The organism is Vibrio algicola, from assembly GCF_009601765.2.
GTDB classification, from domain to species: domain Bacteria; phylum Pseudomonadota; class Gammaproteobacteria; order Enterobacterales; family Vibrionaceae; genus Vibrio; species Vibrio algicola.
In genome coordinates this window covers 1,389,967-1,414,210 of sequence record NZ_CP045699.1, presented here as the reverse complement: position 1 = coordinate 1,414,210, position 24,244 = coordinate 1,389,967, and the positions used below count along the sequence as shown (strand labels likewise).

The following is a 24,244-nucleotide window of genomic DNA, read 5'->3' as shown; positions in this document are numbered from 1 at the left end:
GCTTAGAAGCTGTAGTTCACCTGAACCGAGCCAATGTAAGCGGCGCTAGATGCTTTAAATTTCATGCCTTCTTCTTCAAAGTTAGAGGAACCACCATCAATATAAGTAAAGCCAGCATCTAAAGATAGGTTCTCTGTCCAAAGGTAAGTCATACCAGCGCTGTACCAATAGCGGTCGCTATCAGGGATACTTAAGGTTGGCTCACCAGCTTGTTCATCATAGGCAAAACCGGCACGCAGAATGATACTATCGGTTGGTTGATAGGTAGTACCAATAGACCAACGTTGGTTGTCCTCATATTTTTCTGGTTTATTAAAGCAAGTTCCAGCAGGGTATGGGCTGATAGGTGTTGGGTTACTACATTTATTTCCTTTAGCTGTTATTTCTTCAAATTTACTCCAATTGGTCCACTGCCAACTGTAGTGCACTGCCCATTGGTTATTCAACTGGTGGAAACCTGATAAGATTACAATATCGGGTAAATCTATATCAAGATCGGCGTCGGATTTCGAACCTGGTACTCCAGTGATCAGGCCGGTTCCATCAGTAAAGTCACCATCTTCAAATTCAAGTTTTACCGCTGATTTGTACGAAGCAGAGAAACGGTTATTTTCATTCATCTCATATAATGCACCCACATTCCAGCCATAACCAAAAGTATCGCCTTCCATTTTAATTAAAGTAGATGATGGTGATGTTGGATTAAGTGCTCCCATGGTACGTTTTAGTTTTGCTTTGGCGTAGACGAAGTTTACCCCTGCACCGACACTAAATTGGTCATTGATACGGTAAGCGACATTCGGGTTAATTTTAAAAGTGGTTAAAGATGTGCTACCCGAAATTGAACCGGCTACGAAATCAGAAGGATAATCGGTCGAGACGCCATAATCGGTGTACATGCCAATGCCCCAAGCCCAATTATAATTAACTGGTTGTACATAATAAAATGCAGGGACCACCTCCGCCGGCGCGACATCATCGGCGGAATAATCTCCTGATATGTCAATTTCTGGCTCAATGAGTGAAATCGCACCAGAAAATTGGGCGCGATCAAACAGCATCATGGAAGCGGCGTTGGCCGACATTTCACTGGCATTATCGCCAACCGCACCCGCACCAGAGAAAGCTCGTCCTAAACCTGATGCTGAATGTTCGACTACTTGGAAGCCCGCTGCATGGACTTGCGTGGCAAGTAGTACAGAAACGGCAAGTAGTGTGTATTGTGTTTTTTTCATGCTTAATCCCTTATACATTATTATTTTGTTGTATAAATCTGCCGTCACTCAGCAGTTGTTAATAATGTTATTACTAATTATTGGTGGTGTGTATTTTTTATTCTCAAAAGTGTTAGCTAGTTAATACTTTTGTAATTTTTGTTATTTAACTTAACAAAACAGGTAAGACCAGTTTAAGTTGTTGTTTATAATGTAAATGCCAGTTTTTATAATTTTCGATTAAAAATTAGCCGTGCCACGCATTAGACTTAAGTCTTATAGATTGCGCCAGACTACTAGGGCGATAAGACTAAAGTCTCGATGCTTGGTTTGCGAACTAAATTATGTTTCGGGTTGTTTCGATATATTTATTATTTGAATGAATCTGGTCGCATTGGTTTGCAGTGGAAATGTTAACAAGCTAGGCCGACAAAATAAATAACAAATCAGCTTAAGTGTGAATTTAAAATATCGTTTGATTGGTTTGGTGAATATATGAGCATTTGTTGAGTGAAAATCACTTAGGTTTGGTTATCGAGCGTAAAAGTTAAGATGAAAAAGCGGGCAGATTATTTTCGGAAAACAACACAAATTTGTAGGGGGGAAATATCTGATGTGCTGTTTTGCACCGTGGAGAGGAATTTTAAGAGACCGGCGACTCAAACCTTAGACACTTATTTATCGGTTGCAGGCAATCTAAAAATAGAAATAGTGTGAAATAGTTCAACTCTTTTGCTAAACACGCTTATAATGACGGTGAATTAATTAGAGGTAGACATGCGTTTAGATAAATTTTTATGTGAAACATTAGGCGTGACCCGCCGAGAAGCCACCATTTTAATCCGTCGTGGTGAAGTTTGTGTCAATGATGCGGTAGTGAAAGTCGCGACTGGCAAGATCACAGAACAAACCAAAGTGACATGGCAAGAGCGTGTTTTGCCTATGCCTGGACCACGCTATTTTATGCTTAACAAACCAGAAGGCTTTGTTTGTTCACATGAAGATAGCGCTAATCCAACCGCGTTTGCCTTATTAGATGAAATTAAAATCGACAAATTGCACTTTGCAGGGCGTTTGGATGTGGATACTACCGGTCTTGTATTGATCACCGATGATGGACAATGGTCTCACAAGATCACCTCACCAAAACGTAAGTGCAATAAAACTTACCGTGTCTGGCTAGAAGAGGCGATTGGTGACGATTACGCTGCGCAACTGACCGAAGGTGTGCAACTGCATAGTGAGAAAGGCTTAACCTTGCCGGCAACGCTTGAAATTGTCGATGCATCACAAAATGAACTACTGCTCACCATCTGTGAAGGTAAGTATCATCAGGTTAAACGTATGTTCGCTGCGCTGGGCAATAAAGTCGAGAAACTGCATCGTGAATCAATCGGAGACATCATTTTAGATGACGAGTTAGAACCAGGCGAATACCGAGTTCTTACCGCAGCAGAGATCCAATCGATTATTTGATTCCATTGTTTGACTCATGGTGGGTGATGCAGCGATAAGCGAGCAGCCAACCATCGATCACGACAAGCACTTTACAGTTCAATCGGTAGAGTGCTTGTTTGTTTTTATAATTATACTAATTCCTACAGTTGGTATTACTCCATTTAGGAGATGCTATGTCTCAACAAGATTCTAAAAGCCACTTTTTTCTTTTTCTTATTCTAGGATCTATCGGTTTACTCACCCCTTTTGCTATTGATATGTACTTGCCTGCAATGCCTAATATTGCGCAAGACTTTGGTATCGATAGTGGTTTGGTTCAAGGAACGCTGACCGCTTATACCGCCGGTTTTGCCATTGGGCAATTACTGCATGGACCATTAGCCGATAGTTACGGTCGCCGTCCGGTGATGTTACTTGGCACTGTATTTTTTGCCATCACGTCGGTTATTTGTGCCACCACCACCAGCATTGATGCCTTGTTGTACACTCGCTTTGCTCAAGGTTTTGCGGGCGCAGCATCAGCCGTTGTGGTGCAAGCAGTTGTGCGTGACATGTTTAACCGTGAAGATTTTGCTCGCGCGATGTCTTTTATTACTTTAGTGATCACTATTTCACCTTTGCTTGCCCCTATGGTGGGTGGACACTTAGCTGTGTGGTTTGGCTGGCGTTCTATTTTTACCACGCTTGCCATTGTGGCGTGCTTGGTGTTGGTGGCGGTTTTCTTTAAGATCCCAGAAACATTAGCGCCAGAAAATAAACAACCGCTGCGTTTTAAAACCACCATGATAAATTACTATAAATTGTTTACTAACCCAGTCGCGTTTGGTTTGATTTTTTGTGGGGCGTTTTCATTTGGTGGCATGTTTGCGTTTATTACCGCAGGTTCGTTTGTTTATATCGGTATCTTTGGGGTAAAACCGGAAATGTTCGGTTACTTGTTTGCCTTGAATGTGATCGGTATGGTGGTAATGACCAGCTTTAATGGTAAAGCGGTGCGCAAAATGGGTTCTCATTGGATGCTACGTTTTGGATTAAGTTGTCAAACATTGGCCGGAGTGGTGTTATTTGCCTGTTGGTTATTTGGCTGGGGCTTATGGGTTATCGTGCCATGTGTGATTTTATTTGTTGGTACCATTTCTATTATTGGTAGTAATTCAATGGGCTTATTGCTTAATAATTACCCCGCTATGGCAGGAACAGCCTCATCTCTAGCGGGTACGTTACGTTTTGGTACTGGCGCTGTGGTCAGCGCAGTGATTGCCGTTTCACCAAGTGGTTATTTATGGCCGATGGTATTTGCGATGTTTGGCTGTGCGGTTATTTCATTATCGTCTTATTGGTTGTTGAGTCGTAAAGCCTAAACGGCATCTCGAATCCAATAAGGATAACTATATAAAGAAAAAAGTGAGAGAAAGAATCAATGCAATACTCAATAGAAATTCAAAATGTAGTTAATAGTGCTTTAGCGGAACTAAAAGAACAACATCAGAAAAAACGTTTAGCCAATACACCGATCACCAATACTCATTTTTTAACTCGCTGGGTGACCAACAGCATTAAAACTCAGCGTTTTGATGGCAGTGTTAAAAACGATTTGATCCGTTGGCAGAAATTGAGCCGCAGTAAAGGGGCGGGCAGTGAGTTAGTCAGCTTATTTGAACGTATCTCGGCGGTCTATCATCGGTTAACGCCGATTGATCAAGAACCGCAAGCGGTAACTGATAAACAAATTGAAGCGTTTATGGATCATATGGAAGCGCAAGGCTGGGAAGTGGTTAATGAATTCGAATTAACCGAGAAAACCCAGATCTTCGCGGATCAGCCTAATTCGTTTGTATTGTGCTCGTTACAGTGTGAGCAATGCTTTGAGGGGGAGAATTTAAGTAAGCCGATGAGTTTTTATGTTCGAGGCAATCATCGCGCTTTTGTCGAAGAGGCAAGTAATAGCGGCTTCTTATTGCATAAACAAACCGATTATAAGTCGATTGTGAAATATCATGGTGAATATGTGATTTTTCCTAATAATCAGGGTAAATCGTTAGCCGAGATCCAGTGGGCATTAGTATAGAATTTAATGCAAGTTTGGCATATTGAGGTCAATGATAATTGAATTTGCACCTTATGCGCGGCTAAGTTACTTTCTAAAGCAAACTAATTGGTGTAGATTCTCACACCAATATATGACAATGGCGAGAAGTTAATGTTACAACTTAAAAATCTTTGTAAAGGATATATGGACGGGGAAGTGTTTATTCCCGTTTTACAAGGTGCAGAGTTAGCATTAGAACGTGGTGATCAACTGGCATTAATGGGGGAGAGTGGCTCTGGAAAGAGTACTTTGCTTAATTTAATCGCAGGGCTTGATGCGTGTGATTCTGGTGAAATTAGTTTTTCAGATTTCCCTATGCATGATGCAGCAGAAAAACAACGTACCGCTTTTCGTCGTAATAATATTGGTTTGATTTTCCAGCAGTTTAACTTACTCACCACCTTGAATATTGCTGACAACATTCGCTTTTGCCGACAACTCAAGGGGCTGCCTGAAGACTTGAAACTTTGGCGTCAAATCCTTTCCTCGCTCGATCTTATGCCATTATTAGGGCGCTACCCTGAAGAGGTCTCGGGTGGGCAGCAACAAAGAGCTGCGATTGCTCGAGCTTTGTATATGGAACCCTCGTTGTTGCTGGCCGATGAACCAACCGGTAGCTTGGATGAAAAAAATGCCGAAGCTGTCATGAGACTTCTGATCAGTTTAACCACTCAAATGGAATGCACACTCTTATTAGTCACTCACAGTGAACGAGTGGCAAAGCATTTAGCCGATGGCTGTGTACGTCTACAAGGAGGAGTGCTTAATGTCGTGGCTTGTAGCTAAATCACTACTGGGTCACTACCGTCGGCATCCCTTACAAATCCTATTAGTGTGGTTAGGGTTAACGCTAGGTACTTCCTTACTTGTTGGGGTACTTGCGGTTAACTACCATGCTAAGCAAAGTTATACTCAAGGCGAAAAACTTTTTTCCAACCCTCTGCCTTACCGTATTCAAGCAAAACACTCTGGCAATAAAATCCCGCAAGGTTTTTATATTCAATTGCGCCGTAATGGCTTTAAAGAATGTTCCCCATTTGATACTTACCGTGTTTCGACCAAAAAAGGCACGCCACTCAATATTGTCGGTTTTGATCCAGTTTCGATGCTGTCTTATCGTTCGGAAAAAGTGTTATCGGAAGTCGATCTTCTGTCTTTAATGCGACCCCCTTATCCTGTCTTAGCCAGTAAACAATTAGCAAAATATCTCGACTTAAGTGATGGCAGTTATATCCCTTTACAAGGTGGAAAAACCTTAGGTCCGATTAAAATTGACGCCAAAAGCCGTATTTCTGGTGCGCGATTGATTGTGGATATTTCAATGCTACGCCAACTCAACCCAAGTGGTGGATTTGATATGGTGGCCTGCAGCGCGATGTCACCCAATAAACTTGAAAAATTACGCAGCACGTTACCCGACGGTATTTCGATGCACCGTAATACCCGAGTAGAGTTAGGCGCATTGACCAAAGCTTTCCACATGAACTTAACCGCAATGGGCATGCTGTCGTTCTTGGTTGGATTGTTTATTTTCTATCAAGCGATGTCATTATCTTTCACTCAAAGACAGCCAATCGTTGGAATACTGCGCTTAACTGGGGTGTCGGGTTGGCAGTTAACCCGTGCTCTTTTTCTCGAAATTGTTGGCTGGATCTTGATTGGTTGGATCAGCGGAACCTTGTTGGGGTTAGAGCTTGCCAATAGATTAATGCCGTCGGTTTCGGCCAGTTTAAGCGATTTATATAAAGCTGATGTTGGATTAAGCATTGATTGGAATTGGGAATGGAGTCGTTACAGTTTACTGATGACTGTGATTGGGTGCTTATTAGCCTGTGTCTGGCCATTGGTGCGATTAGTCCGTACTCAACCGATCCGTTTAGCGTCTAAACTCTCTATGGTGCGTTTCGCTGGGCGTGAATTTACCTTGCAAGCGGTTATTGCCTGTTTTTGTATTGTGGCTGGGGTGGCATTATATCAAACCACGACTTCGCAAGCGGAAGGCTTTGCTCTTATTGCATTATTGCTGGTCAGTGTTGGTTTGATGATGCCATTTTTCTTATGGCGATTATTTAATAGTTTTTCTTTTAGTATGCCATGGGTAAAAGTACGCTGGTTCTTCTCTGACTTGAGTGCCAGTTTAAGCTACCGAGGCGTTGCCGCTATGGCATTTATGCTCGCGCTGGCAACCAATATTGGTGTTGAAACCATGGTGGGAAGCTTTCGTCATACCACTGATCAATGGTTGGTGCAGCGTTTATCGGCTGATTTGTATATCACCCCAACCATGGCATCAGCGGCGCGTATTGGAGAATGGTTACCAAAACAACCAGAAGTGAAAGGGGTATGGTGGCGTTGGGAAAAATCATTACAAACCGATACTGGTAGCATGCAAGTGGTGAGTTCTGGGCATTCGGAAGGGGAACGGCGCGCATTAACCGTCAAGGCAGCTGTGCCACAATATTGGGATAAATTGCAGCAAGAACGAGGCGTGATGGTCAGTGAATCGATGGCATTAAAAGAAAATCTCCATCCTGGCGATCATATTATTTTACCAGAGCCACTTGGGTTTAATTGGCGGGTACTGGGGGTGTATTACGATTATGGTAACCCCTATAAACAAGTGATTATCTCTGAATCTATGTGGAATAAGGTTTTCCCTCGCGGTGGTGATGTTGCCTTAGGTGTGGTGTTAAAACCCGATGCCAATGCAGTTGATTTATCCGCTCAGATAGAAAAACGTTTCAGTCTGTCTGCTGACCGAATATATAACAATAATATAATGCATACCCAAGCTATGATGGTGTTTGATCAAACCTTTAAAGTGGCGGATACATTAGGGAAGTTGACATTATTTATTGCGGTATTTGGTTTGTTCTTCTCAACGGTTGCAGGAGAAGTTTCACGGCAAAAACAAATTGCTTTATTACGCTGTTTTGGGATCTCAGGAAAAGAGCTGGTATTACTGGGGGCACTACAGTTACTCACCATCGGTTTGTTTACTGCTTTTATTGCGCTGCCCCTAGGGATCATTTTAGCTCAGGTGATGGTCGATGTGATACTTAAAAGTGCGTTTGGCTGGACGATGCAATTACAAATATTACCATGGCAATATTTGTCTACTTTTGCTTGGTCATTGTCTACTTTATTTATTGCCGGTGCTTGGCCTGTATGGTTAATGGTTAAAACGACGCCAATGAAGTTACTGAGAGATTCTTTATAATGAAGCACAATAAATGCTTAGGGCTTAAACCCATATTCATTGCCGTGATGGTATTGTGTGCCTTGATTTTGATGCCATCATTATTTAAGAATTTTTTAACCAAGACCCCCGAATCGGTAGAGGTGACACCACTTCATTATGACAAATTCGTATACGAACCAGTATTGCCGGGTAAAGCGGTTTCAATTGTAAAAGATATGAATGAGCATACCGATTTTCATTACGAAACTTGGCATTATCGCGCCAATGTTAAAGGTTCAGATGGTAAAGATTATGGTGTTCAGTGGCTAATGTATCGTATTGCCAATAGTGATAATACTGGTGTGGGTTGGAAGAATGCGCAAATTTATACCACGCAAGTGGTGGTTTCAACTGAAGGTAAATCGTGGGCGCAGCAAAGGATAGCCCGTGGTGGTGTAGGGCAAGCAGGGGTATTAATGGACCCGTTTCGTTTATGGATTGATAACTGGTCTTGGCAATCGAGTAACAATACTGCCGCTCCAAGCAGGATCATGGTTCATAGTGATGACTTTAGCGTGGATTTACGCACTGCGTCTTTTGGGCCTTATGTGTTGATGGGGGATAAAGGCTACAAGGTGACACACGATCTTCTGTCGAAAGCGAGTTATCAATTTAGTGCACCATTTCTTCGTACTAAAGGAAAATTAGTGCTCAATGGAAAAACTGTGGAAGTACAGGGGCTGGCGTGGATTGATAAAGAGTGGGGCAATGATTTAGTGCCTGAGAAAGGTTTTGCGTGGGATGCATTTTCGATTCATCTTACCGATGGCCGTACACTGGCATTAAATCAATACCACCAACAAGATAAAATGAAATATGTGACCGGAACACTAGCAGCAAGAAATGGTTCTGTGATCAATATTGATAACGATGACATTCGTCTTTACCCTTTAGAGAAGGTGACGTTACTTGATGGTAGGGTCTTGCCGCTACGCTGGGTTATCGAAATACCTAAATATGATATTAGCCTTATTACTCAAACCATGAAAAAAGAGTTGTGGTTACCGTTCTGGATCCCATCTTGGGAAGGTCCTATTCGAGTCACTGGCAGTCAAATGGGTGTCGGATTCATGCAATTGACCTATGATTAATGTTATTAAAACCGATATAAGTCAATGAATTCACTTTAGTTTTGTCGTATTGTATTATTAATGCGGCGTGATGACTCGGAAAAATCGATGGATAAACTCCAAACATTCGATTTTTACTTATCATAATGACTGGTAGTATGAATGCCTTCTTCATATCACCAAAAATCAGTTAGTTTAAAGGGAATAATAATGAGTGATAGTATTTTAAATTTTTTCAAAAAAGAATCGGCGAGTGGCATCATTTTAGTGATAGCGGCTGCGATTGCGATGTTAGTGGCAAATTCTTCTTTAAATGAAATGTATCAACACGCTTTGCATATCGATATTTTTGGAATGTCTTCTTCGCATTGGATTAATGATGGCTTGATGGCTGTGTTTTTCTTGCTTATTGGTTTAGAAGTAAAACGTGAACTTTTGATTGGAGCTTTAAAATCAAAAGAAACGGCATTATTTCCAGCGATTGCTGCTGTAGGTGGCATGCTAGCTCCTGCTTTGGTTTACCTTGCTTTTAATGGTAGTGATCCCGTTGCGGCGAGTGGTTGGGCAATCCCCGCGGCAACCGATATTGCGTTTGCTTTAGGTATTATGGCACTACTCGGTAGCCGAGTTCCAGTGAGCTTAAAAGTATTCTTATTAGCATTGGCAATTATTGATGACCTAGGTGTGGTCGTGATCATTGCCTTGTTTTATTCAAGTGATTTATCGACGCTTGCTTTATTAGTTGGCTTTATTTCAACCGCGATATTATTTGTGATGAACATAAAAAATGTCACTCAAATACGTTGGTATTTACTGGTTGGCTTTATCTTATGGGTGAGCGTACTACAATCGGGTGTACATGCAACGCTTGCCGGTGTAGTGATTGGTTTTGCTATTCCTCTACAAGGTAAAAAACAAGCAGGTAAAGAAGATGGCCGTTCGCCACTGAAACACTTAGAACATGCTCTGCATCCTTATGTTTCTTTCTTAATTTTGCCTCTATTTGCTTTTGCTAATGCCGGTATTTCATTAAAAGGTGTTTCTTTGAGTGGGTTAACCGACATGTTACCGTTAGGTATTGCTCTTGGTTTGTTAATTGGTAAGCCGCTAGGCGTGTTTAGTTTTAGTTGGATTTCAGTCAAGCTTGGTTTTGCTAAACTGCCAGAAGGGATTAACTTCAAACATATCTTCGCGGTATCGGTGTTGTGTGGTATTGGTTTTACCATGTCGATCTTTATCTCATCATTAGCCTTTACTAATGTGGATGCCTCTTTTGACACCTATTCACGTTTAGGTATTTTGATTGGTTCAACCACCGCAGCAATTTTGGGTTATGCCTTATTGCATTGCTTTTTGCCAAAAGAGAAAGAAGCGAAGCAGGTTGTATCAAAACAAGCGTAATTGAATGATCAACGTGGTTGAATAAATCACGGAACAGGCTTCATTTCGTAGCCTGAATTGAGAAGCAATAAATGGTAGTGAGTATTTTTATGTTGAAAAACATACTGATATCACTGCCTTTTTTTTGCCAAATTTTTGACATGTAAATGCCATAGCAAAGTTAGGCAGGTGTATTATCGCAGCATTTAGATTAAGAATATTGACTGGTTTTCAAGACAAAAAAAAGCCCATATCAAATTGATATGGGCGAAACAATATAGGAGTTACATATGAAAAAATGACAGTTAGCAATAACACAATATTGGGCAGTATAAAATACTGGAAACATTAAGATAAATTACCGAGGGAAGATAAAGCATCATTTAATTTCTACTGGTTACCTATTATAGGACTGAAGATTTATCATTCAGTTCCATTTCTTTTTACAAAATCCACAATAAATTTTAACGTATTGATCTTGCAAATATAATTTAGTTCTGTTTGATTTAATATTACCAGTTTGTTGCATTTGTGATCTCAAAGCTTGTTTCTAATTATCATCCCGCCTAAGATTCAAACAGATGTTTAATACGAGTGATTGATTTACTGTATGAGATAAAATGAACAACGAGAGAATTGAGAGCGACAATGAGCCCTAAAAATACCACTAAAGCAAAAATCATGGATGTGGCGGAAGCGTTATTTGCCGAGCATGGTTTTAATGATACTTCACTACGCACCATCACCACCAAAGCTGGCGTTAATCTTGCATCGGTGAACTATCATTTTGGTGATAAGAAAACTTTAGTGCGGGCAGTATTGAATCGCTACTTAGAAGCGTTTATGCCGGAGCTTGAAAAATCATTGCACATATTGAATCAAACAGACGGTTACAATATGAGAGCGGTTTTTAATACCTTGAGCGCACCGTTGATGTCATTAGATAAGGTGCGACCGAATGGTGCCAGTCGATTTATGTTATTGACGGGGCGTGGCTATACCGATGTACAAGGACACTTGCGTTGGTTTATTACCACTCGCTATAGCAGCGTATTAAATTTATTTACCGATTCTGTCAAAAAAGCTAGCCCAGGAATTGATGAAGAAATGCTGTTTTGGCGACTACACTTTACCTTAGGTACTTGTGTTTTCACTATGTCATCGAGTAAAGCATTAGCGGGCATTGCGTTTAATTCTTATGGTAAAAAAGTAGATTCAGATGCGGTGATACAACAATTAATCCCTTTTCTCGCTGCTGGCGTGGCCGCAGAGGGTTAAGAAATCAATAAATAAAACAAGTAGATAAAATTAATAAAAACAAAATATACAACAAATCAACTGTTAACTTCGTGGATAAAAGGAATAAATTATGAGCGGTTTACGACAAAAATGGATTAGCGAACCAGCGTTTAAATGGTTTAAAAAAGTATTACCACCACTATCCAATACTGAGCGTGAAGCGATGGAAGCCGGTAGTGTGTGGTGGGATGGGGAGCTTTTCTCAGGATCGCCAGATTGGCAGACGCTGCATAATTATCCGAAACCACAATTAACTGGTGAAGAGCAGTCATTTATTGATAATGAAGTTGAGACTCTACTTAACATGTTGGATGACTATAAAATCGTGCAGCAAGATCGTGATATGCCAAAAGAAGTATGGGATTACATTCGTAAAGAAAAGTTCTTCGCGTTGATCATTGGTAAAGAATATGGCGGTAAAAGTTTCTCAGCTCACGCCAACTCAACCATAGTGACTAAAATTGCCAGCCGTAGTATCAGTGCGGCGGTGGCGATCATGGTACCGAACTCATTAGGCCCAGGTGAGCTGCTTTCACATTATGGTACTCAAGAGCAAAAAGATTACTGGTTGCCTCGTTTAGCCGATGGCACCGACATTCCATGTTTTGCATTAACAGGGCCTGAAGCGGGTTCAGATGCTGGTGGCATTCCAGATAAAGGCGTAGTGTGCATGGGCATGCATGAAGGGCAAGAAGTACTTGGTATTCGTTTAAGCTGGAACAAGCGCTATATCACATTAGCACCCGTTGCCACTGTACTCGGTTTAGCTTTTAAACTTGACGATCCCGATCATTTACTCGGCGATAAAGAGCAGCTTGGTATTACTTGTGCTTTGATCCCAGCCGATCACGAAGGGGTAGAGATTGGTGAGCGTCACGATCCACTTGGTTTGGCCTTTATGAACGGTCCAACCCGTGGTGAAGATATCTTCATTCCGATGGACTGGTTGATTGGCGGTGCAGATTATGCCGGTAAAGGTTGGCGTATGTTGGTGGAATGTTTATCGGCAGGGCGCGGTATTTCGTTACCTGCATTAGGTACAGCGATTGGGCATTTAACCAGCCGAACAACGGGTGCGTATTCTTATGTGCGTAAACAATTTGGTATGTCGATTGGTAAATTTGAAGGCGTGGCTGATGCTATGGCGCGAATTGGCGGCATGACTTATATGTTAGAAGCCTCGCGCACTTTAACCACCACTTCATTAGATATGGGCGAAAAACCTGGCATTGTGACCGCAATTGCCAAATATCACATGACAGAAATGGCGCGGACTATTTTAAATGATTCTATGGATATTCACTCTGGCCGTGCGATCCAAACGGGACCGATGAACTATCTTGCGCATCATTACTATGGCGTGCCCGTTGCGATCACAGTCGAAGGGGCCAATATTTTAACCCGTAACCTCATGATCTTTGGTCAAGGTGCGACTCGTTGCCATCCATTCGTATTGCCAGAAATGGAAGCGGCGGCAAACCCTGATGAAGCGGCTGGGGCAAAAGAGTTTGATGGTTTACTGTTTAAGCACATGAGTTATGCGATCAAAAACAGTGTAGGTGCGCTCACTATGGCATTGACCGGTTCGCGTTTGGCTAAATCTCAAAGCTCAGGTGAAACCAAACGTTATTACCAACACATGACCCGTTTGAGTAAAGCATTGGCAGTAACCACCGATTTTGCAATGTTGACACTTGGCGGTGAACTTAAACGTAAAGAGATGATTTCGGCGCGTTTAGGTGACACGCTCAGCTACTTATATTTAGGCTCTGCAGTTCTAAAACGTTTTGAAGATGAAGGTCGTCAGCAAGCCGATTTAGACTATGTTCATTACGCCATGACTCATTGTTTAAGCCAAGCGTCTAAGGCACTGGAAGAAGCATACGATAACCTGCCAAGCCGAGTGGCAGCCAATGTGCTGAAACTGTTGGTATTCCCATTAGGCAATCGTTTTAAAGCGCCTAGTGATAAGCAAAAAAACAATGTGGCAAATAGTATGATGACGCCAGGGGTAGACCGTGATCGCTTAACCAAACTTTGTTTTATTGGTGAAGATGAAAACGACAGCGTTGGACTCATTGAACGTGCCTTTATTGCGATGTACGATATTCGCCACCTAGAACGTAAAATGATCACCGCTGTGAAAGAAGGGAAATTGCCGAAAGCGGGTTTGCTAAAAGATCGGTTAGAGCTGGCACTAGAGCAAAAGATTTTGACGCAGAGTGAAGTCAAAGAAATCTTAGCCGCCGATGAACTGCGCTACCGTTCGATTCAGGTTGATCACTTTAGTCATGATATGAGTGAGATCCGCACCCATAGTCAGCCTGCAGGTAAACGCGCAAAAAAGCTTGATAGTGCTGCTTAATCAATAAAAAATAAGCAGTATTAGCGAGAGATAGTAAGAAAATGGACGGACCCTTGAGGTAGGCTAAGCTAAATACGCTAAGCTCAATCGAGGGTTTTTTTATATCTAAATAGGTATGAAGAAAGAAAAAAGCGCAAAACAGGTCTAACCACAGTGCTATTTGTGGCAAAAAAACAGAAATAGGGTGCGAAAGCCGAGATAAACTTTTATTCTACAGGGGTTTTTAAAAGGAAGCTCAATATGATCATCAAACCAAGAATTCGCGGATTTATCTGTACAACCACTCATCCTGTTGGTTGTGAAGCAAATGTAAAAGAACAAATTGAATACACTAAAGCTCAAGGTCCAATTGCAAATGCACCAAAACGTGTATTGGTTGTTGGTTCTTCAAGTGGTTACGGCTTGTCTTCCCGTATTGCTGCGGCGTTCGGTGGTGGTGCATCGACCATTGGTGTGTTCTTTGAAAAAGCCGGAACAGAAAAAAAACCTGGTACAGCGGGCTGGTATAATACTGCCGCTTTTGACAAGCTAGCCAAACAAGAAGGCTTGTATTCAAAAAGCTTAAATGGCGATGCTTTCTCTAATGAAGCAAAACAAAAAACCATTGATTTAATCAAAGCTGATCTGGGTCAGATTGATATGGTGGTGTATTCACTTGCCTCACCAGTACGCAAAATGCCAGACACGGGCGAAGTAATTCGTTCATCACTAAAACCAATTGGCAATACTTATACTGCCACTGCGGTTGATACCAACAAAGATATTATCATCGAAGCCAGTGTTGAACCGGCAACTCAACAAGAGATCGACGATACTGTGACCGTAATGGGCGGTCAAGATTGGGAATTATGGATGTCAGCGCTGTCTGATGCCGGTGTTCTTGCGCAAGGCTGTAAAACCGTTGCATACAGTTACATTGGTACGGAGTTAACCTGGCCAATCTACTGGGATGGTGCGTTAGGCAAAGCGAAAATGGATCTAGACCGCGCAGCCACCGCACTAAACGAGAAACTTGCCAACTTAAACGGCACAGCCAATGTTGCCGTGCTTAAAAGTGTTGTCACTCAAGCAAGTTCTGCTATTCCGGTTATGCCACTTTACATTGCGATGGTATTTAAGAAAATGCGCGCAGAAGGTGTACATGAAGGTTGTATGCAACAAATTCATCGCATGTTTACCCAACGTCTTTATCAACAAGATGGCTCAGTACCAGCAGTCGATGATAAAAACCGTCTACGCTTAGATGACTGGGAACTGCGTGAAGATATTCAACAACATTGCCGCGATCTATGGCCACAAGTGACCAGTGAAAACTTAAAAGAGTTGACCGATTACGTTGAATATAAAGAAGAATTCTTAAAACTGTTTGGTTTCGGTGTTGAAGGCGTGGATTACGACGCTGATGTGGCAACTGAGATTAACTTTGATGTACAAGATATCTAATTGATTGCTAATCATAATCAATAGACCACAGGCGCTCATTATGGGCGCCTTTTTATTACCTATACCGGCTTTGTTGCGTAATTCAAATTTAGAGGTGACAACACTAGAATGGTATTATTTCAATCAATTCGGTAAGTTTTAGGCATACCTAGCCCTGTTAGTTTATTTAAAGCTTTGATCATTGCGTAAGCTTCCCCAACTTGGGCATTATAATTTCTTAAGCTGAGTGTTCCGCCCAATAGCTTTTTCACTCGATGCATTGCCGTTTCTGAAATTGACCTTTTATGATACCCAAACCGTGTTTTCCACTGCTTATTAGAACCATAAAACTGTTGAAACCCGACGGATAAATTTCGTGGATGTCCCTTTTCCCAAAAGACTGCACCAAGTCTTGGAGGCACAAGTGGGTTGGCTTTTTTGATACGAATGGCTTCATAGCATTGTCGAGTATCGTAAGCACCATCGCCTGATACTTTTAAGATCTTTCGACGTGTTTGCTTTAGTAAATTAGGTAGAACGTCTCCGTCACTGACATTCGAGAAAGTGAGTTCTGCCGCAATAATTTCATGAGTAACGACATCAACACCTATATGTAACTTACGCCAGATCCGGCGCTTCCCATCAGTTCCATGTTTCCTGACTTTCCATTCACCCTCGCCGTAAACCTTGAGGCCAGTAGAATCAATGGCTAAGTGTTGTATCGTGCCACGAGCTTTCGTTTTGAATGAGGCTTCAACCTCTTTAGCCCTACGACTAATACAAGAATAATGAGGGCAAGTGAGCGGGACATTAGCAAGTTGAAATACAGAATCAATAAATCCCTGCAATGCCCTTAAGGGCATTGAAAATATACGTTTTACCATAAGCGCTGTTGTTATTGCTAAATCACTGAAAATACGAGGTCTACCACGCAGCCCTTGTTTAGCTTCTTTCCATTCTTGGATAGCTTCTTCATCAATCCAGAAAGTCAGTGAACCACGTTTAATCAGTGATTGATTATATAACTTCCAGTTTTTGGTCTTATTACGAGGTTTTGGCATGAATATCGATGGTTTAGTGGGGAGTAAACGATCTGATCGTCAGTTTCACATTTAGTTCCATCGAATTACGCAACAAAGCCCCTTTTAGTATGTAAATATTATGTAATGTAGTGGGTTTATTAATAAGGAAGGCGTTTAAATTAATAAATAATTCAATCAATAATATACAAGAGGTCGATATTATTGATTGAATGTATTGTTGATGGGAAGTGGCCAGTAAAAACAACTGATTAGCTTAATATGATTAACAGTGTTCCAGCTAGTGTCATTAATATATTGGCAATCGCGTAAGTACCAGCGTAACCTAAAGCTGGAATCGTTGATTTAGCATAGTCATTCACAATATCCATTGCCGGAGCACAGGTGCGAGCGCCGATGATGGCACCAAACAATAGTGCGCGGTTCATTTTCAAAATGTAAGCACCAAATAGGTAAGCACAAATAACCGGAACCACACTGACAATAAAACCAAACCCAAGTAATTGGATACCAAATTTATCAATATATTCAAGCATATTACTACCCGCGCTTAAGCCAATCCCGACCATAAAGACCATTAAGCCGAGATCTTTGACCATATTCAGAGCACCTTGTGGTACATAGCCAAATGTGGGGTGGTTAGCACGTAAAAAGCCAAGCATGATGCCGGAAATTAACAAACCGACCGCGTTACCTAAGCCAAAAGTTACTTGGCCAAAAGTCATGGTGATTAAGCCAAATAATAAGCCAATGATAAAGAAACAGCAGAAAGTGAGTAGATCGGCAATTTGACTGTGAACCGAGATAAAGCCAATACGTTCGGCTAAACCGAGTACGCGGCTTTTTTCACCACTGACTTGTAAAATGTCGCCTTTGGCTAATACGATATTTAGATCCATTGGCATTTCGATTTGCGCACGAACCACACGGCTTAAGAAGCAACCATATTCCGCAATATTTAAATCGGATAATTTTTTACCGGCAATACTGTCGCTTTTGACTACGATTTCTTCTTCAGCAATGCGTAAATCGAGTAGATTACGATCAAACACTTCTTTACCGTTACGAAAGCTAGGATCTAAGCGAGCATGACTGTCGGGATAACCTACTAAAGCGATTTCATCACCGGGTTGTAAAATGGCATCACCATCAGGGTGGGCAAGAATACCATTACGGCGAATCCTTTCAATATAGCAACCGGTTTGACGATAAATGCCCAATTCACGCAGATTTTTACCACCAGTCCAATCAATCAGTTCTTGCCCGACACGGTATGCGCGAATAATCGGCAAATAGACTTTACGTTGACCCGCACCACCTAAACCACGTTCTTGCGCAATACGTTGGGCGGAATCGCTTAAATTTTCTGTTTGTAATTTAGGCAATAATTTGGCGAATAAGATCATACTGATCAAGCCAATTAAATACGACAAAGCATAACCAACTGAAAGGTTATCTAAGGTTGTGGATAATTGAGAACCGGTCGGAATGGTACCTAAACCAGAATTTAATGCATCTTGCGCGCCCACTAAAATAGGGGTTGCGGTCATTGAGCCTGCCATAATACCGGCAGAGAGGCCAAAATCTAAGCCAAGAACATGACCGAGACCATAGGTAAGCAATAAAGCGGTACTCAAAACTACTAAGCTTAAGAAAAAATAATGCTTACCATCGCGTAGGAAGATGCCGAAGAAGTTGGGTCCAGCTTCAATCCCCACACAGTAAATAAAGAACATAAAGCCAATGGTGAGTGCTTCAGCACTAAAGTGGAAGCCAAGGTGGCCCATGATTAACGCTGTTACCAACACGCCAATTGAGTTACCAAGTTGGAATTGAGCGATACGAATTTTGCCAATGGCAAGGCCAATCGCGAGCACCACAAAAAGAAGCAGGATGGAGTTATGTTCTAACAATGACGCGACATCTATGTTCACAATTTATCTCGAAAGAATAGTATACCAATAAGACTAAAGATCGGATCATCGGCTTAGCGTACTGGTATTAGGTAAAACAAAAAGTTAATTGTGCTGATCAATTGATCGTTAACAGGGACAAATCTTTCTTAAGTAAGTTTAACCAATGAGAAGACCATCAATAAGCAACAGGAGAAGTGTATAGGATAAAGTGTGATTAAATAAGAGCTAACATGGATTTTTGCCATTTAATTTTTGTTTGTGAATCTTGTGTTACTGCCAGCGATGAAAATGCAATAAAAAAGCCCACTAAAAGAGTGAGCTTTGTAACTTATAAGCTATAAACACGATTAATAGGCACTTGATATTAGCCGATTAAAATCGCTATCCGTTTATTCGCTAAATAAACCAAGATTGGCTTTGGCATACGCTTCAAATTCTGTGAATCCACCAACGTGATCTTGGTCAACAAAGATTTGTGGTACCGTTTCAACTGGCTTACCTACGGTTTTTTCTAAATCCGCTTTTGAAATGCCTTCTGCATGGATATCCACATAACGATAATTAAAATCATCACGTTGTTCTTTTAATTTATCGGCAAGATCCTTTGCTCGAACACAAAACGGACAACCAGGACGACCAAAAATTACGACAAACATATTTCTCTCCTTTAGCTTGAATAGGTTCACTATGCCTCAAGATAAGGTGGTTTTAAAGATGGTTTTGGCTTTTATTTTGATAGGAAAAAACGATGAGTATTTTTTATCCTAAAAACGCATCTGAGTTAGGTTGAAATAGCATCACTCCGGAAATAAAGGTGCTTTTTCATAGCGTGAAGCTTTTAATGCGTCTTTGACTCGTTTTAAATTATCTCTAAAACCAGAACCTCGACGTAATGTGAACCCTGTGGCGAGTACATCAATTACCGTCATTTGTACAATACGACTCGCCATTGGCATATATACATCAGTATCTTCTTGTACATCTAAAGAGATAGATAATGAACAGACTTGTTCTAGCGGTGAAGCTTTGGCAGTGATAGCAATGACAGTAGCACCGTTCTCCTTGGCTAAATGTGCTATTTCCACTTGGCTTTTAGTTCGGCCGGTGTGGGAAATTAACACTACAACATCATTTTCAGCGCAGTTAATACAGCTCATACGCTGCATTAGAGGATCATCAAAGCAGGAAGTGGGAATATTAAAACGGATGAATTTATTTTGTGCATCTTTGGCGACAGATGAAGATGCTCCAAGACCAAAAAAAGAGATACGTTTGGCTTGAATTAATAAATCAACCGCGCGGTTAATTTGGAAAGGGTCGATGCTGTTTTTCGCCACATCGAGACACGCCATGGTCGATTCGAAAATTTTATGGGTATAAGCTTCAGGCCCGTCAGATTCTTCGACATTACGGTTCACGTAAGGCGTGCCATTGGCCAAACTTTGCGCTAAATGCAGTTTGAAATCGGGAAAACCTTTGGTATCCAAGCGGCGACAAAAGCGGTTAACGGTTGGTTCACTTACATCGGCAATCTTGGCTAACGTCGCAATGCTCGAATGGATCGCAGTTTGTGGTGATTCAATGATCACCTCAGCCACTTTACGCTCTGATTTACTGAAAATATCGAGGTTTTTTTGAATTTTCTCTAATGTATTCATACTGCTTCTCAGATAAAATTTGCCAGTATGCTGATCTTTAAACATCGAAAATAATACTGGTTGGATGAATGGCATCCAAAGTAGTATCAGTATACCCATGCAATAGCGGTAATTTGTCGTATTGAGGTTATCTTTCTTACCAAAATATGACAAAGTTCAAATTAAATTACAGTTTTGGATGTTTTTTTAGCCATTTAAGCCAAAGAATAGATAATTATGAAATTTTCTCACGATTTTAGAAAGAAAATTTCATAATTTAAATTTCATTGGTTGTCTGTGTAAACTGCAATAATTCGTCGATTTATACCAGATTGAGATGGCGATTATTCAATGGGATCTCGGTCTAAAATAATGTGTGTCAATTGCATTATTTTCGGTAACACAAATGGACTGGTTTGGGCGATGATGCGCTGTTCTTCAATAATTGAATGCAAAATCTCGATGGTGGTTAGTGGGTTCGCTAACACCACACGCAAGACGCTGGTTTCCATACGTTGCCATTTTTCTGGCGTTAAGCGAGTACGAGACACAAATGAACGCCCATTTTCACGCTGGCTCTTTTGAATAAACTGAGTCAGTTCATTTAGGTATTGATGCAATGTTTTCAATTCATCTGCTGTGGCAAGTTGCAAAGCGCGTTGGGTGTCTTGCGGTACATAGCGATAGGTAAGTAAACACAGTTCTGGTTCGGAGATTAATTCAAAATCTAGCTGTTTTTTGATCAAATCAGCAAAATAGCGCGCTTTTTTAAGGCTTTCGTTGATTAGCAGTTCATAACCCGGACGGCTAATAATATGCATGCTTGAGTAAACCAGCATTGCCATACCCGAACGAGATCCTTCAAGGGTATGTGAGCCTAAATCTTTTGACCCTTTACGCAGTATGTATTCAGCATGGTGTTCAATCGAGTGCATGGCGGAAGGGTCTTTAAATAACACCATGCCCGCACCCATCGGAATATACAATTGTTTGTGCGCGTCTATAGTGACAGAATCGGCCAGTTCAATTCCTTTTAGTAAATAACGATGCTGATTCGACATTAAAGTCGCACCACCCCAAGCGGCATCGACATGGAAATGACACTGTTCGCGTTGGGCTATTGCGGCGATTTTTTCGAGTGGATCAATATTACCGGTTTCGGTGGTGCCAGCTACGCCGATAATGGCAAAAGGTTTGATCCCTTGCGTTTTGAGTTGCTGAATTTTTTGCTCAAGCGCGATAGAACAAAGGCGATTATTATGATCGGTTTTGACCGCGACTAAATTTTGTTGCCCAATTCCCAGTACATCGGCGGCTTTTTTTAACGAATAATGACCACGTTCTGAGACCAATATTGCCATGCCTTTATAGCCATAGTGCATCATGGCGTTGAACAGGCCTTCTTTTTCTACTCCTTGGAAATCACCATCGGCTTTTAATGCATTATTACGCGCTACCCACAGCGCAGTAATATTAGCGATGGTGCCACCAGAGCAAAATGCGCCTAAAGAATGTTGTGCACTGTGCATCCAATGTTGATAGAAAGAATCATCTTGCGAATAAATAAGACGATGTAACATTCCAAGCACTTGGCGTTCTAATGGAGTAAAGGCTTTAGAGGTTTCAATTTTGACTAAGTTTTGATTCAGCGCGATCATGATTTTAGACAGCGGCATTAAGAAATAGGGTAGAGCTGAGGTCATGTGACCAATAAAGCTTGGCGCGGAAGTATGCACCGAATGCGACACCACTGTCTCTAATAAATGTTGAGTATGTTCAGAGACAAAGGTGGGCAGTTCTGGGATCGCCGGATCAGCGAAATCTTTTTCAATTTCCGAGAGTGGCTTTTCTTCTGCCACAATATGCTCACGCAAAAATTGGTTTAAATTCTGAGAAAGCTTTTGTTCTATATTGCCTAAAGTAGAATCGGGCGCTTCAGGGACGGTGAATATCCGCAATAAACTTTCAAAGTTAACATCAACAATTTTATCTTCGGATCCCATAACTGACGGTCTTCGTATTAGGTAAACAATAGGCAAAACAATTTAGCTGAAAAGCATAAAAGTCTCGCCAGATAAATAAGCCGGTTGTAAAGGTACATGACATTGTTTTACCAATATGAATATCAATACCACCGACACAGATTTCTTGCTTAGTAAGCTTTACTGGCAAACAATCGCATTGGTTTTCGCCATCGCTTGATTGTACTTGTCTAAGGCCGGTTGGATATTGCTGGGATGACTTAGCAGATCAGCAAAAGCCGAACGAAGTTGATAGTTCATTTTATTGGGTGGTGCTTGGCGGTCATCAAAAGTCGTTTTGGCAATTTTGCCTAATTTGTCATCACGTTGAGCAAGCTGCTTGATCTCCGGCTGTGTCAGCTTTAACCATGACTCGACCGATTCTTTTGTCGCCACTTTGTCGGGAGCATGTTGTAAGTAATCATGCACCACCGCGCGGTTTAGCTCAAAATGGTGAGTGCGTCCGGCTAAAAACCATTGCCCAACCTCTTTTAAATCAGGATCCTTTTCGGCAGTGATAGTCACCAAATCTTGATACCAAGTTAAAGAGGTATCGATATACGCATCGTATTTATTGTTGAGGCATTGAACATCGGGAGTCGGGTTTGCCATCGCAATGCCAGAGTAACTTGAAATGGCAACAACAAGTGCAATAACGGATTTTTTCATCATCTATCCTTGAAAGTATGGCAATGCGTTCACCATAAAACGGGTTAACACCGAAAATATAAATTGAACGATGGTAAATTTAAGACGCTCAAGTGTAACATTATTGTAAACAACTGGTATGGATAAGCGAGCAATTCATACTTTCTAGCTCTGGGTTTGTGATCTGACTTTTAATTCAAATAACGATTGTTTGCTATTGCCCCAGTGAGATAAAAAACAGCATAAATACAGGAACTAATAAACTTAAAATAAAACCACTGACAATGGCAATCGGTACGCACCGAACCCCACCGGTACTTTGAATTACAGGCAGGGTGAAATCTAACGAGGTTGCCCCAGCGTAGCCAATGGATGAGCAAGGATAACGACGAATAAATAACGGTATTGCTATTAATGCGACTAACTCGCGCAATAACTCTAAAAAGAAAGAGGCTCCACCGTACACTGGTCCATAAGCATCACCCATTAAAATACCCGCTAATGAATACCAACCAAATCCAGAAGACATTGCAAGTGCATTCGTCAAAGGGATGTCGAGTAAATAGGCGGCAATTAATCCGCCACACCAAGAGGTTAGTACCACCACCAAGGCAATGATCATCCCATGCTTATTTAACAAAATTTGCTTGAGTGTTAAGCCACTATTGCGCAACTGAATACCAATGAAAAATAACAACAATAATAAAATGCTTTCACTGGCACTGCTAATGTATGGAACTTGAAAAGGCATCAGCAGACCTAGCAACAGACCCGCACCGACCACTAATATAAGTTTGGCAGACTCTAATGCCATAAGGTGAATCGGCATTGTTTTACTATTACTGCAGGCTTCAACAGGCATCCATTTATCGATAAAAGGTAAACTCGCTAAATTGCATGTCCCAATAGCCAAGAAAAAGGTCAGTGTATATAAGCCAATAGTCTGTAAATTGGCACTGAGGTTATCGAGCGCGGAAAGGCTTAACCCCATTAAAAATAGAATGACATAAATTAGTTGCGAGACCGTTTTGTTAATACGATCTAGCCATTGCTCATTTTTTAAAGCAATTAAGTAACCAATAATCAGAGGTAAAAAAATCAGAAAAACACCAGAATACATATGTACCTTAAACTATATCATTGAAAGTAAATTAAAAAACAAACTTAATCGGATGGTAAAAGCTATCTATTGATAGAGTAAATAGTGGCATATAATATCTTAATAATTCAATATCTTAAAGGCTAAGACTGCGATAATGTATCAATTGTTGTTAAAATGATGGGAAAATAAGCGTGTACTTTTTTTGTGATGATTTTTATCTGTCTAATTTAAGCGTTGAGACATGAGTTAATGATACGGGTATGCAAAGAAATGCGATCGATATCTATTTTATTGTGCTTTTAGATTGTTGTGATGTGAGCTGTGCACTTACTTAATTCTCAG

The 24,244-nt window shown here is 41.1% G+C and carries 18 protein-coding genes; 10 read left to right on the top strand and 8 right to left on the bottom strand.

The window, feature by feature from the left end; all coding sequences use genetic code 11:
• Window positions 1-2: 2 nt before the first annotated feature.
• Window positions 3-1,235 (bottom strand): outer membrane protein transport protein, encoded by a 1,233-nt coding sequence (locus tag GFB47_RS06510; RefSeq protein ID WP_153447246.1) that lies wholly within the window; start codon window positions 1,233-1,235, stop codon window positions 3-5.
• A gap of 756 nt (window positions 1,236-1,991) precedes the next feature.
• Here GFB47_RS06510 and rsuA point away from each other — a divergent pair.
• The 10 genes from rsuA (at window position 1,992) to fabV (ending at window position 15,559) form a co-directional block, all read left to right on the top strand.
• The gene (gene rsuA, locus GFB47_RS06505; protein WP_153447245.1) at window positions 1,992-2,690 is read left to right on the top strand and encodes a 16S rRNA pseudouridine(516) synthase RsuA; all 699 of its coding nucleotides are present in this window, start codon (window positions 1,992-1,994) and stop codon (window positions 2,688-2,690) included.
• A gap of 155 nt (window positions 2,691-2,845) precedes the next feature.
• The gene (locus GFB47_RS06500) at window positions 2,846-4,033 is read left to right on the top strand and encodes a Bcr/CflA family multidrug efflux MFS transporter (protein WP_153447244.1); all 1,188 of its coding nucleotides are present in this window, start codon (window positions 2,846-2,848) and stop codon (window positions 4,031-4,033) included.
• 59 nt (window positions 4,034-4,092) lie between these two features.
• The gene (locus tag GFB47_RS06495) at window positions 4,093-4,740 is read left to right on the top strand and encodes a DUF2913 family protein (protein ID WP_153447243.1); all 648 of its coding nucleotides are present in this window, start codon (window positions 4,093-4,095) and stop codon (window positions 4,738-4,740) included.
• Between the two features lie 132 nt (window positions 4,741-4,872).
• Window positions 4,873-5,547 (top strand): ABC transporter ATP-binding protein, encoded by a 675-nt coding sequence (locus GFB47_RS06490; RefSeq protein ID WP_153447242.1) that lies wholly within the window; start codon window positions 4,873-4,875, stop codon window positions 5,545-5,547.
• The gene (locus GFB47_RS06485; protein ID WP_153447241.1) at window positions 5,528-7,981 is read left to right on the top strand and encodes an ABC transporter permease; all 2,454 of its coding nucleotides are present in this window, start codon (window positions 5,528-5,530) and stop codon (window positions 7,979-7,981) included. The genes GFB47_RS06490 and GFB47_RS06485 overlap by 20 nt, the downstream gene beginning before the upstream one ends.
• Window positions 7,981-9,093 carry a lipocalin-like domain-containing protein gene (locus tag GFB47_RS06480; protein ID WP_153447240.1) on the top strand — a complete coding sequence of 371 codons (1,113 nt, stop codon included), beginning with the start codon at window positions 7,981-7,983 and terminating at the stop codon, window positions 9,091-9,093. Before GFB47_RS06485 ends, GFB47_RS06480 begins: the two co-directional genes overlap by 1 nt.
• A gap of 189 nt (window positions 9,094-9,282) precedes the next feature.
• A complete protein-coding gene (gene nhaA, locus GFB47_RS06475) occupies window positions 9,283-10,473 on the top strand; it encodes a Na+/H+ antiporter NhaA (RefSeq protein WP_153447239.1) in 1,191 nt (396 codons plus the stop codon).
• Between the two features lie 627 nt (window positions 10,474-11,100).
• Entirely contained in the window at window positions 11,101-11,730 is a 630-nt protein-coding gene (locus GFB47_RS06470; protein WP_153447238.1) for a TetR/AcrR family transcriptional regulator, read from the top strand.
• Between the two features lie 91 nt (window positions 11,731-11,821).
• Window positions 11,822-14,116, top strand: coding sequence for an acyl-CoA dehydrogenase (locus GFB47_RS06465; protein WP_153447237.1), 2,295 nt, complete (start codon window positions 11,822-11,824; stop codon window positions 14,114-14,116).
• Window positions 14,117-14,356: 240 nt separating this feature from the next.
• On the top strand, window positions 14,357-15,559 hold the full coding sequence (fabV, locus tag GFB47_RS06460) for an enoyl-ACP reductase FabV (RefSeq protein ID WP_153447236.1): 1,203 nt from the start codon (window positions 14,357-14,359) through the stop codon (window positions 15,557-15,559).
• 119 nt (window positions 15,560-15,678) lie between these two features.
• Here the strand turns inward: fabV and GFB47_RS06455 are convergent, their stop codons facing one another.
• The 7 genes from GFB47_RS06455 to GFB47_RS06425 form a co-directional block, all read right to left on the bottom strand.
• Window positions 15,679-16,599, bottom strand: a complete 921-nt coding sequence (locus tag GFB47_RS06455; RefSeq protein ID WP_153447235.1) for an IS5 family transposase — start codon at window positions 16,597-16,599, stop codon at window positions 15,679-15,681.
• 230 nt (window positions 16,600-16,829) lie between these two features.
• Window positions 16,830-18,512 carry an aspartate:alanine antiporter gene (locus GFB47_RS06450; protein ID WP_153447234.1) on the bottom strand — a complete coding sequence of 561 codons (1,683 nt, stop codon included), beginning with the start codon at window positions 18,510-18,512 and terminating at the stop codon, window positions 16,830-16,832.
• A gap of 371 nt (window positions 18,513-18,883) precedes the next feature.
• Window positions 18,884-19,150 (bottom strand): GrxA family glutaredoxin, encoded by a 267-nt coding sequence (locus tag GFB47_RS06445; protein WP_153447233.1) that lies wholly within the window; start codon window positions 19,148-19,150, stop codon window positions 18,884-18,886.
• A 141-nt stretch (window positions 19,151-19,291) separates the two neighbouring features.
• Entirely contained in the window at window positions 19,292-20,152 is an 861-nt protein-coding gene (locus GFB47_RS06440; protein WP_153448169.1) for a MurR/RpiR family transcriptional regulator, read from the bottom strand.
• A 323-nt stretch (window positions 20,153-20,475) separates the two neighbouring features.
• Window positions 20,476-22,134, bottom strand: coding sequence for a pyridoxal-dependent aspartate 1-decarboxylase PanP (panP, locus tag GFB47_RS06435; RefSeq protein ID WP_153447232.1), 1,659 nt, complete (start codon window positions 22,132-22,134; stop codon window positions 20,476-20,478).
• Between the two features lie 159 nt (window positions 22,135-22,293).
• Window positions 22,294-22,821 (bottom strand): hypothetical protein, encoded by a 528-nt coding sequence (locus tag GFB47_RS06430; RefSeq protein WP_153448168.1) that lies wholly within the window; start codon window positions 22,819-22,821, stop codon window positions 22,294-22,296.
• A gap of 193 nt (window positions 22,822-23,014) precedes the next feature.
• The gene (locus GFB47_RS06425) at window positions 23,015-23,920 is read right to left on the bottom strand and encodes a lysine exporter LysO family protein (protein WP_153447231.1); all 906 of its coding nucleotides are present in this window, start codon (window positions 23,918-23,920) and stop codon (window positions 23,015-23,017) included.
• Window positions 23,921-24,244: the final 324 nt, after the last annotated feature.